The sequence below is a fragment of the Staphylococcus petrasii genome (assembly GCF_002902565.1).
Classification (GTDB): domain Bacteria; phylum Bacillota; class Bacilli; order Staphylococcales; family Staphylococcaceae; genus Staphylococcus; species Staphylococcus petrasii.
On record NZ_PPRC01000042.1, the window covers coordinates 24,946 to 35,355 of the forward strand.

The following is a 10,410-nucleotide window of genomic DNA, read 5'->3' on the forward strand; positions in this document are numbered from 1 at the left end:
ATGAACTGGACAGAACTTTCAGTTGTTGTTAATCATGAAGTTGAATATTTAGTTACAGACATTTTAGAGAACTACGGATCGAATGGTGTAGTAATAGAAGATTCTGATGACTTAATCAATCAACCAGCTGACAAATTCGGTGAAATCTATGAACTAAAAAAAGAAGATTATCCTGAATATGGTGTAAGATTAAAAGCTTACTTTAATGAAATTAAATACACTCAAGAATTAAAAGATAAAATCTATAATGACATTTTAGCTCTTGAAGATATCGATAAAGATTCAGTTCTTTTTTCTGAAAAAACGATAGCTGAAGTAGATTGGGCAAATGAGTGGAAAAACTATTTCCATCCTTTCAGAGCTTCAGAAAGATTTACTATTGTACCTAGTTGGGAACAATATACTAAGGAATCAAACGAGGAGCTATGTATTGAATTAGATCCTGGAATGGCATTTGGTACAGGAGATCATCCTACTACAAGTATGTGTTTAAAAGCGATTGAAACATATGTGTCACCATCTAATTCAGTAATAGATGTTGGAACAGGTTCTGGTATTCTAAGTATTGCAAGTCATCTTATTGGTGTTAAAAGAATCAAAGCACTAGATATCGATGAAATGGCTGTCAATGTAGCTAAAGAAAACTTTAAGAAAAACAATTGTGAAGATGCAATTGAAGCTGTTCCAGGCAACTTATTACAAGATGAAACTGAAAAATTTGATATTGTAATTGCAAATATTTTAGCTCACATTATTGATGAAATGATTGAAGATGCTTATAATACTCTAAATGAAGAAGGTTATTTTATTACTTCAGGTATTATTGAGGAAAAACATGAAGACATCGTGTCTCATATGAAGCGTGTAGGTTTCAATATAGTATCAATCAATCATGACAACGGTTGGGTTTGTATCGTTGGCCAGAAAGTGAGTGACTAAGTTGCAAAGGTACTTTATTAATCAAAACGCTGATGAAGATCAGCGTTTTTTTATTACGAGTAAAGAAGATATTCATCATATTACTAATGTAATGAGAAATGTTGTTGGTGATAAAATTATTATTACTTTCAGTGATAAAAAGGTTTATACAACTCAAATCAGTAATATGGAATCAGATAAAATTGAAATTGAGTTATTAGAACAACAAGATATTAATACTGAATTGCCAGTAGAAGTGACAATTTGTAGTGGACTTATTAAAGCAGATAAATACGAGTGGCTATTACAAAAAAGTACTGAGATGGGCGCTTCAAACTTTATAGCGGTTGGAATGGATAGATCTGTTGTTAAATTGCAAGCGAATAAAGTTCAAAAGAAATTAGAACGCTGGCAAAAAATTATCAAAGAAGCTGCTGAACAAAGTTATCGTTTAGTCATTCCAGATATAAAATTCAAGTCGAATTTAGATGAAATTTATGATACTATTAGTCATTATGACTATATTTTATTAGCATATGAAGATGAAGCAAAACGTGGGGAAGTTAGTCTTTTTAAAGAACAATTAAAACAATTTAAGACTAATGATCGCATTTTATTTATATTTGGACCTGAAGGTGGCTTTTCAGAAAAAGAAATTTCTAAATTTAGTGAAGTAGGTACCACTGTAGGTTTAGGACCAAGAATTTTACGGGCTGAAACTGCGCCACTTTATGCATTAAGTGCTATAAGTTTCGAAAAAGAATTAATGGGGTGAATAATATGTCAACAGTAGCGTTTCACACTTTAGGATGTAAAGTGAATCACTATGAAACCGAAGCAATTTGGCAACTATTTAAAGAAGCAGATTACGATAGAGTCGATTTTGAAACAAATGCTGATGTATTCGTAATCAATACTTGTACAGTAACAAATACTGGAGATAAAAAAAGTAGACAAATTATTAGAAGAGCAATCCGTCAAAATCCTGAGGCCGTTGTATGTGTTACAGGTTGTTATGCTCAAACATCATCTGCAGAAATTATGGAAATTCCAGGCGTTGATGTAGTAGTAGGTACTCAAGATCGTCATAAATTACTAGACTATATCGATCAATTTAGAGAAGAACGTCAACCTATTAACGGCGTTGGAAATATTATGAAAAACCGTACATACGAAGAATTAGATGTGCCTTATTTCACTGACAGAACAAGAGCTTCTCTAAAAATTCAAGAAGGCTGCAACAACTTCTGTACATTTTGCATTATTCCATGGGCACGTGGTTTAATGCGTTCTCGTGACCCTGAAAAAGTAGTTGAACAAGCGACTCAACTAGTTAATGCTGGTTATAAAGAAATTGTACTTACTGGTATTCATACTGGTGGATATGGTCAAGACTTGAAAAACTATAATTTAGCACAATTGCTAAGAGATTTAGAAGAAATTGACGGTTTAGAACGTATCAGAATTTCTTCTATTGAAGCTAGTCAATTAACAGATGAAGTCATTGGTGTATTAAAACAAAGTAATAAAGTAGTAAGACATTTACATGTACCACTTCAATCTGGTTCAGATACAGTCTTAAAACGTATGAGACGTAAATATACAATGGAACACTTCTCAGAAAGATTAACGAAATTACATGATGCTTTACCAGATTTAGCAGTAACAAGTGACGTTATCGTTGGTTTCCCTGGAGAAACTGAGGAAGAATTCCAAGAAACATATGATTTTATTGTTAAACACAAATTCTCTGAACTTCATGTATTCCCATATTCACCAAGAATTGGTACACCTGCAGCACGTATGGATGATCAAATTGATGAAAATATCAAAAATGAACGTGTGCATAAATTAATCGCGTTAAGTGACCAACTTGCAAAAGAATATGCATCTAAATTTGAAAATGAAGTATTAGAAGTTATCCCTGAAGAAGCTGGCGAAACTGAAGGTACTTTAGTAGGTTACGCTGATAACTACATGAAAGTAGAATTTGAAGGCGATGAATCATTAATTGGTGAAATTGTAAAAGTTAAAATTAATAAAGCTGATTATCCAATTAACATTGGTAGTGCTATTAGAGTAGTAGATCACGCTACAAATAAATCAGAAGATGCAGTACTATTATAATTTTTAAAATTATAAAGATTTGCAATTGACCATAATTATTTCATATATTATACTAATAAAAGCATAGTCAAATTGCTATGCGATTAATGACTTTAAAGTTCCGTTGATATTTGGAGGGAGGGAAATACAGATGTCTAAAACAGTAGTACGTAAAAACGAATCACTTGAAGATGCATTACGTCGATTCAAACGTTCAGTATCTAAAAGTGGTACTATCCAAGAAGTACGTAAACGTGAATTTTACGAAAAACCAAGCGTAAAACGTAAAAAGAAATCAGAAGCTGCACGTAAACGTAAATTCAAATAATTAATAGCTCTGTTGACTCCCTCAACAAGAATGTTAATTATATATATGCTCTCGATTAGCCTTTGCTAATTGGGAGTTTTTTTATATTCTTATAGTTTTATGCTAGCACTATAATATATAAATATATTCATGTATAATCATAGTCGAGAGCGAGGTGAAATTGTGGCTTATTCTAACGCAATACATATAGGTTTTAATTCGGCTTTATCTAATAATGCTGGGATGGAAGATTTATCTAATGTACTGACTCATCCTATTATTTCTTTAATATTAACTTGTATCATTTTTTTAGGCTTTTTATACCAACTTTATTCTAAAAGAATTAATCTAGCGGGGGTCATTGCATCCTTAGCATTATTAGTTTTATTCTTAGGCTTTCTAATTAGTGGAGATGTCAATTTAATCTCTGTATTACTATTTTTCGTAGGTACGATATTAGTAATCATAGAGTTATTCGTAGTAGGTGCCATTATAGGAATTATAGGTATTACACTAATCGTAATAAGTATTATAATGCTTGGCGATAATATTTTACTTATGCTATTAAACGTAGTAATAGCCTTAATCTTATCTATTATTGAATGGGTGATACTAGTGAAAGTGCTTAAGAGAAAGATTCCATTTTTAGATAAAGTTGTATTAAAAGACTCCACATCTGCTGAAGCAGGTTATAGATCTCACGATGACCGTTCTCACTTAGTTGGACAAACAGCTCGTACTGTTACAGATTTAAGACCAGCAGGAATTATCACTATTAATAACGAAAGAATTGATGCTGTGTCTGATGGTTCTTTTATTCTTAGAAATAAAGAAGTTAAAATCCTTGAAATGGAAGGTACGAGAGTTGTTGTAAGAGAAATAGAACATTTATAAAGGAGCGATTTAATGTTTAGTATTGGACTTATCATCATTGTTGTCATCATTATAGTAGCATTATTATTGCTATTCTCATTTGTACCAGTCGGACTTTGGATTTCAGCAATTGCTGCTGGTGTAAAAGTAGGTATCGGTACACTAGTAGGTATGCGCTTACGTCGTGTATCTCCTCGTAAAGTAATAGGACCACTTATTAAAGCTCATAAAGCTGGCTTAAATTTAACTACAAATCAATTAGAATCTCACTACCTTGCAGGTGGTAACGTAGATAGAGTAGTAGATGCAAATATCGCTGCGCAACGTGCAGATATCAATTTACCTTTTGAACGAGGTGCAGCAATCGACTTAGCTGGTCGTGATGTATTAGAAGCCGTTCAAATGTCTGTTAACCCTAAAGTCATTGAAACACCATTTATTACTGGTGTAGCGATGAATGGTATTGAAGTTAAAGCTAAAGCCCGAATTACAGTTCGTGCGAATATTTCACGCTTAGTCGGTGGTGCTGGAGAAGAAACGATTATTGCACGTGTTGGTGAAGGTATCGTTTCAACAATTGGTTCAAGTGAACATCATACTCAAGTCCTTGAGAATCCAGACAACATTTCTAAGACCGTATTAAGTAAAGGATTAGATTCAGGTACTGCATTTGAAATCCTATCTATTGATATCGCAGACGTAGATATTGGTAAAAATATTGGTGCTGACTTACAAACTGAACAAGCACTTGCTGATAAAAACATTGCTCAAGCTAAAGCCGAAGAACGTCGTGCTATGGCCGTAGCATCTGAACAAGAAATGAAAGCACGAGTTCAAGAAATGCGCGCCAAAGTAGTAGAAGCTGAATCAGAAGTGCCTCTTGCAATGGCTGAAGCCTTACGTAAAGGTAACATTGGCGTTAAAGATTATTATAATTTGAAAAATGTAGAAGCAGATACAGGCATGAGAAATGCAATTAATAAACGTACTGAACAAAACGATGACGAATCACCGAAGTAATTAACAAGGGGTGATTAAATGAATATAGGTATTCTCATATTTGTAATATCTGTTATTATCTCGATAATAAGTGCTATGCGTGATAAAAGTCATGAAGAGCGCCGAAATCAACGTCCTCCTCAACGAAAAGTGGGGGAACCTACTCAAAAGCCTGAACGTAAAAAAGGTTTTTTCGAACAATTAGAAGAAGCATTTAACGAATTTGAAGAGAGCTTATCAGATGAATCTAAGGAACCCAAGCATTCTGAAAAATCTCGAAAAAACACACGAGATAATCAGAAAAAGGTTTATCATGATAGTCAACTTGAAAAAGAAATCTACAAAGAACAACAACCTGAAGAAATTGAAAGAGCACAAAGACAACAACATCGTAAAATTGAAATGCAACAAGCTCAACAACATAAAAATGAAAATTCAGGTCGACGTACAGATGAAGAACGTCGAAAATTACAAGAGAAATTAGAACAAGAATTAGCTGATAGTTTGTTCAATATTCGTACTGAAATTGATCGAGAAAAAGAAAAACAACTTTCTCGTATTGAACATAAAGCACGTGCTATTATTGAAGATAAAAATTTATCAGAACGAACAAAGCGCTATCGATTAAAGCAATTGCTTAACAGTAAGTCTATTGAGCAAGATATGACACATCAAAGTTTGCAATTTGATAAAGATCCGATTGTTAATGGACTTATCTGGCAAGAAGTTCTTGAAAGACCTAAGCAATTGTAATTGGCGTTCAACATCACTAGAGCAGAACTATGAAATCTTTGAAACTAACATTGATTTCAGTTCTGCTCTTTTTTATTTGTGATAAAAATAAATGATTTGAAAGCTAAAATTTAGAAATTAAAGTTCTACATATTATTAATACTAAAATTAAGTAATATTCTACTATGTACGAAACCTATTACATTTGTATCCTTTAACATTGTTTAGTAAAATTTATATGAAAGATAGTATTACTATAAGTTACTATTTAATATTAACTATTTAGAAATCCGTTAAGTTTTATAATACATTTTCAAAGAAAATTAGAGTTATAATTAATATTATCAATTTAAATTATTAAACATATTGTATTTGTGAAAAGGAGCGCTTTTATGCCAGGAATAATTCAAATAGACGACATTAATCAGTCTCAAGCTTTAATAGGTAATAATGATGAACATTTAAAAGCTATTGAGGAAGCGTTTGATGTCGTGATACATGCTCGTGGACAAGAAATTGCTGTAAAAGGGCAGGTAATAGAGCATGTTGAAAAAGCAGAATTAGTTCTAAAAAATTTAATAAAAGTAATTGAATTGGGAAACTCAATTACACTTAAAGATGTTGAAGCTGCTATTAAAATGGCAAAAAATGATACAATTCAATATTTACTAGATTTATATGATGAAGAAATTACTAAAGATGCATTTGGTAAAACCATTCGAGCTAAAACAATGGGACAAAGATTATATATCAATGCTATGAAACGTAATGATTTAGTCTTTGGTATCGGTCCAGCAGGTACTGGTAAAACCTTTTTAGCGGTTGTCTATGCAGCTAAACAATTAAGGAAAGGTAATGTTAAACGCATCGTTTTAACACGACCTGCAGTCGAAGCTGGAGAGTCTTTAGGTTTCTTACCAGGCGATTTAAAAGAAAAAGTTGATCCTTATTTAAGACCTTTATATGATGGTTTAAATACTGTGCTAGGAAGAGAACAAACTGCTCGTTTTATTGAGCGTGGTACAATTGAAATTGCACCTTTAGCATATATGCGTGGACGAACATTAGATGATGCGTTTGTTATCCTTGATGAAGCGCAAAACACTACGCACGCACAAATGAAAATGTTCTTAACTCGATTAGGCTTCGGGTCAAAAATGGTTGTCACTGGCGACCAAACGCAAATTGACTTGCCAAAAGGCGTAAAAAGTGGTTTGAAAGAAGCAGTTAAAAAATTACATGGTGTGAAGGGCATTAATATTATGCAATTAGACCAAAGTGATGTAGTAAGACATCCATTAGTAAGTAAAATTATTGATCGATATGAAGGAGACATTTAAATGTTTACAATTGATTTTAATGATCACACTGGACTCGTCAAAGAGGATTGGTATCAACAAATTGATGACTTACTCAATTTTGCAAAAGATCAAGAAAATATCAAAGAAGAAGCTGAACTTTCAGTTACCTTTGTAGATAAAGATGAAATTCAAGATATTAATAAAACGTATCGCGATAAAGACAAAGTTACAGATGTTATTTCATTTGCACTTGAAGAAGACGAACCTGAGATTTCAGGCATGGACATTCCACGTGTATTAGGAGACATCATTATTTGTACTGATGTTGCTCAAGAACAAGCAGATAGTTATGGACATTCATTTGAACGTGAACTTGGATTTTTAGCATTACATGGATTTTTACATTTATTAGGTTATGATCATATGAATGAAGAAGATGAGAAAGAAATGTTTGGCCGTCAAGATACAATATTAAACGCCTATGGATTGACTAGAGATTAATAGATTTATAAATAGATTTAAATACACTTTTGATGGTTTTAAAACGCTTCTTATAAAAGATCATAATTACTTATTGCATATGATTGTTGCACTAATTGCAATTATTTTAGGATTCGTGTTTCATTTAAATCGATTTGAATGGATGTTTATAATACTAGCGATTGTTTTAGTACTAACGTTAGAAGCAGTTAATACTGCAATTGAGTGCGTGGTCGATTTAGTAACCATGGATTATCATGAACTTGCTAAACAAGCGAAAGATATAGCAGCGTTTAGTGTGATGTTAGTCTCTATCTTTGCATTGATTATAGGATTAATTATTTTTATTCCACATATTTTTTAAGTGGAAAAGGGGATGAGGTAAATGAGTTATCAATCGCATTATTTTCAAGAAGCAAGAGAAGCACAAAAACGTGCCTATGCACCATATAGTAAATTCAAAGTCGGCGCTTATTTAAAAGCAAAAGATGGTCGTACATTTTATGACGCTAATGTGGAAAATGCAGCATATCCATCTAGCATATGTGCCGAAAGATCAAGTCTAGTCGCAGCAATTGCAGAAGGCTACAGACCTGGGGACTTTGAATCTATTACTGTCACAGTTGATGCAGACAAACCGTCATCTCCATGTGGCACATGCAGACAAGTATTAAAAGAATTATGTGATGATGATATGCCAGTGTATATGACAAATCACAAAGGAGAATTATTAGAGTCAACGGTAGCAGAATTATTACCTCATGGCTTCTCAGGAAAGGATTTAGAATAAATGACAGAACATAAGTCAGGATTTGTTTCTATTATAGGAAGACCGAATGTTGGTAAATCAACATTTATGAATAGAGTAATTGGACATAAAATTGCAATTATGTCAGATAAAGCTCAAACAACACGTAATAAAATTCAAGGTGTGATGACAAGAGATGATGCACAAATCATCTTTTTAGATACACCAGGTATTCATAAACCTAAACATAAATTAGGCGATTACATGATGCGTGTTGCTAAAAATACACTTTCAGAAATTGACGCTATTATGTTTATGGTAAACGTAAATGAAGAAATTGGACGTGGCGATGAGTACATTATGGAAATGTTGAAAAATGTTAAAACGCCAGTATTTTTAGTGCTAAATAAAATAGATTTAGTGCACCCAGATGCATTAATGCCAAGAATTGAACAATATAAAGAATATATGGACTTTACTGAAATCGTGCCAATTTCAGCATTAGAAGGGTTAAACGTTGACCATTTCATTGATGTTTTAAAAACATACTTACCTGAAGGGCCGAAGTATTATCCAGATGATCAAATTTCTGACCACCCAGAACAATTCGTAGTAAGTGAGATTATTCGTGAAAAAATCTTGCATTTAACTAGTGAAGAAATTCCGCACGCTATTGGTGTAAATGTAGATAGAATGATTAAAGAAAGCGAAGATCGTGTTAGAGTTGAAGCGACAATTTACGTAGAACGCGATTCTCAAAAAGGAATTGTAATAGGTAAAGGTGGAAAAAAACTCAAAGAAGTCGGTAAACGCGCTCGTCAAGATATCGAGATGCTACTTGGCTCTAAAGTATATTTAGAACTTTGGGTGAAAGTTCAAAAAGATTGGCGTAATAAAGTTAATTTCATTCGTCAAATGGGTTATATTGAAGACCAAGATTAAAAATTAGTTAGATTAGGGGCCGGTGAAGGAAATGCTCGAAAGACAAAAAGGGATTATTATTAAATCAGTCGACTATGGTGAATCTGATAAAATTATCACTATTTTAAATGAATATGGTGCTAAAATTCCTTTAATGGTTAGACGTGCTAAAAAATCAAGAACTGGCCTCCAAGCCCATACGCAATTATTTGTGTATGGCTTATTTATTTATAATAAGTGGCGCGGTATGGGAACATTGTCTTCAATTGATGTCATTAATCAATATTATGACTTACGTTTAGATATCTTTAATAGTAGTTATGCAACACTTTGCGCTGAAACGATTGATCGCTCGATGGAGCAAGATGAAGTGTCACCATATCATTATCAATTATTGCATTTTGTATTGGAAAAAATAGAAGAAGGTGACTCTGCTCAATTAATGTCAATCATTGTATTATTAAAATGTATGAGCCGATTCGGTTTCACAGCTTTCTTTGACCATTCAGCAATTTCAGGAGATACAGATCAATCTCAACTAGTAGCATATAGCTTTAGATTTGACGGTACAATTACTGAAAAAGAACTAACACAAGATCCTCATGCTTTGCGTATTTCAAATAAAACATTTTATTTACTAGATGTTCTTCAAAAATTACCAATTAATAAAATGAATCATTTCAACATTAATCAAGACATTTTAGATGAAATGTCTGAATTACTTATTATGCTTTATAGAGAGTATGCAGGCATGTATTTCAAAAGTCAGAAACTTATAAATCAATTAAAACGACTTGATGAATAGTAAGTAGTTTTCAAAATAAACTTTATTTATATATACAAAAAGTCGTTTTAATAATAGGTTGTTTTCTATCTTTTTTTTAGAAACATTAAGCTTTCTTAACAGTAATATTTTATTTTTCTGTGATAACATTACAAAATGTAGTACGAATTACAATATTACTTTTTAAAGTATTTTTTATATCTAAATGGCGTAATTTTAAAATATTATTCATACATAACCC

13 protein-coding genes are annotated in these 10,410 nt (G+C 32.4%); all 13 read left to right on the forward strand.

The annotated features are described in order from the left end of the window. Window positions 1-939 carry a 50S ribosomal protein L11 methyltransferase gene (gene prmA / locus CD127_RS07430; protein WP_103366284.1) on the forward strand — a complete coding sequence of 313 codons (939 nt, stop codon included), beginning with the start codon at window positions 1-3 and terminating at the stop codon, window positions 937-939. 1 nt (window position 940) lies between these two features. Further along, window positions 941-1,693 (forward strand): 16S rRNA (uracil(1498)-N(3))-methyltransferase, encoded by a 753-nt coding sequence (locus tag CD127_RS07435; RefSeq protein ID WP_103298125.1) that lies wholly within the window; start codon window positions 941-943, stop codon window positions 1,691-1,693. A gap of 5 nt (window positions 1,694-1,698) precedes the next feature. Continuing rightward, a complete protein-coding gene (gene mtaB / locus CD127_RS07440; protein WP_103298126.1) occupies window positions 1,699-3,045 on the forward strand; it encodes a tRNA (N(6)-L-threonylcarbamoyladenosine(37)-C(2))-methylthiotransferase MtaB in 1,347 nt (448 codons plus the stop codon). A gap of 130 nt (window positions 3,046-3,175) precedes the next feature. Continuing rightward, entirely contained in the window at window positions 3,176-3,352 is a 177-nt protein-coding gene (rpsU, locus tag CD127_RS07445) for a 30S ribosomal protein S21 (protein WP_000048060.1), read from the forward strand. Window positions 3,353-3,574: 222 nt separating this feature from the next. Beyond that, complete coding sequence (locus CD127_RS07450; protein WP_160148979.1) at window positions 3,575-4,225, forward strand: NfeD family protein; 651 nt, start codon at window positions 3,575-3,577, stop codon at window positions 4,223-4,225. Between the two features lie 12 nt (window positions 4,226-4,237). Then, window positions 4,238-5,224: a flotillin-like protein FloA gene (gene floA / locus CD127_RS07455; RefSeq protein WP_103298128.1), complete on the forward strand. Its 987-nt coding sequence runs from the start codon at window positions 4,238-4,240 to the stop codon at window positions 5,222-5,224. Between the two features lie 18 nt (window positions 5,225-5,242). Then, on the forward strand, window positions 5,243-5,956 hold the full coding sequence (locus CD127_RS07460) for a hypothetical protein (RefSeq protein ID WP_103366286.1): 714 nt from the start codon (window positions 5,243-5,245) through the stop codon (window positions 5,954-5,956). A 371-nt stretch (window positions 5,957-6,327) separates the two neighbouring features. Beyond that, on the forward strand, window positions 6,328-7,275 hold the full coding sequence (locus CD127_RS07465) for a PhoH family protein (protein ID WP_103366287.1): 948 nt from the start codon (window positions 6,328-6,330) through the stop codon (window positions 7,273-7,275). Further along, window positions 7,276-7,737 carry an rRNA maturation RNase YbeY gene (gene ybeY / locus CD127_RS07470; RefSeq protein ID WP_103299129.1) on the forward strand — a complete coding sequence of 154 codons (462 nt, stop codon included), beginning with the start codon at window positions 7,276-7,278 and terminating at the stop codon, window positions 7,735-7,737. It abuts the gene before it with no gap. A 7-nt stretch (window positions 7,738-7,744) separates the two neighbouring features. Next, on the forward strand, window positions 7,745-8,080 hold the full coding sequence (locus CD127_RS07475; RefSeq protein ID WP_103299128.1) for a diacylglycerol kinase family protein: 336 nt from the start codon (window positions 7,745-7,747) through the stop codon (window positions 8,078-8,080). Window positions 8,081-8,101: 21 nt separating this feature from the next. Further along, complete coding sequence (gene cdd, locus CD127_RS07480; protein WP_103366288.1) at window positions 8,102-8,506, forward strand: cytidine deaminase; 405 nt, start codon at window positions 8,102-8,104, stop codon at window positions 8,504-8,506. Next, complete coding sequence (gene era / locus CD127_RS07485) at window positions 8,507-9,406, forward strand: GTPase Era (RefSeq protein WP_103299126.1); 900 nt, start codon at window positions 8,507-8,509, stop codon at window positions 9,404-9,406. 31 nt (window positions 9,407-9,437) lie between these two features. Beyond that, the gene (recO, locus tag CD127_RS07490) at window positions 9,438-10,190 is read left to right on the forward strand and encodes a DNA repair protein RecO (RefSeq protein WP_103299125.1); all 753 of its coding nucleotides are present in this window, start codon (window positions 9,438-9,440) and stop codon (window positions 10,188-10,190) included. The last annotated feature ends 220 nt before the right edge of the window (window positions 10,191-10,410 follow it).

What these genes read in the sequence shown, in the direction of transcription:
- prmA (WP_103366284.1), top strand. Translation starts at nt 1, where the DNA reads ATGAACTGGACAGAACTTTCAGTTGTTGTTAATCATGAAGTTGAATAT.
- mtaB (WP_103298126.1), top strand. Translation starts at nt 1,699, where the DNA reads ATGTCAACAGTAGCGTTTCACACTTTAGGATGTAAAGTGAATCACTAT.
- rpsU (WP_000048060.1), top strand. Translation starts at nt 3,176, where the DNA reads ATGTCTAAAACAGTAGTACGTAAAAACGAATCACTTGAAGATGCATTA.
- CD127_RS07450 (WP_160148979.1), top strand. Translation starts at nt 3,575, where the DNA reads ATGGAAGATTTATCTAATGTACTGACTCATCCTATTATTTCTTTAATA.
- floA (WP_103298128.1), top strand. Translation starts at nt 4,238, where the DNA reads ATGTTTAGTATTGGACTTATCATCATTGTTGTCATCATTATAGTAGCA.
- CD127_RS07460 (WP_103366286.1), top strand. Translation starts at nt 5,243, where the DNA reads ATGAATATAGGTATTCTCATATTTGTAATATCTGTTATTATCTCGATA.
- CD127_RS07465 (WP_103366287.1), top strand. Translation starts at nt 6,328, where the DNA reads ATGCCAGGAATAATTCAAATAGACGACATTAATCAGTCTCAAGCTTTA.
- ybeY (WP_103299129.1), top strand. Translation starts at nt 7,276, where the DNA reads ATGTTTACAATTGATTTTAATGATCACACTGGACTCGTCAAAGAGGAT.
- cdd (WP_103366288.1), top strand. Translation starts at nt 8,102, where the DNA reads ATGAGTTATCAATCGCATTATTTTCAAGAAGCAAGAGAAGCACAAAAA.
- era (WP_103299126.1), top strand. Translation starts at nt 8,507, where the DNA reads ATGACAGAACATAAGTCAGGATTTGTTTCTATTATAGGAAGACCGAAT.
- recO (WP_103299125.1), top strand. Translation starts at nt 9,438, where the DNA reads ATGCTCGAAAGACAAAAAGGGATTATTATTAAATCAGTCGACTATGGT.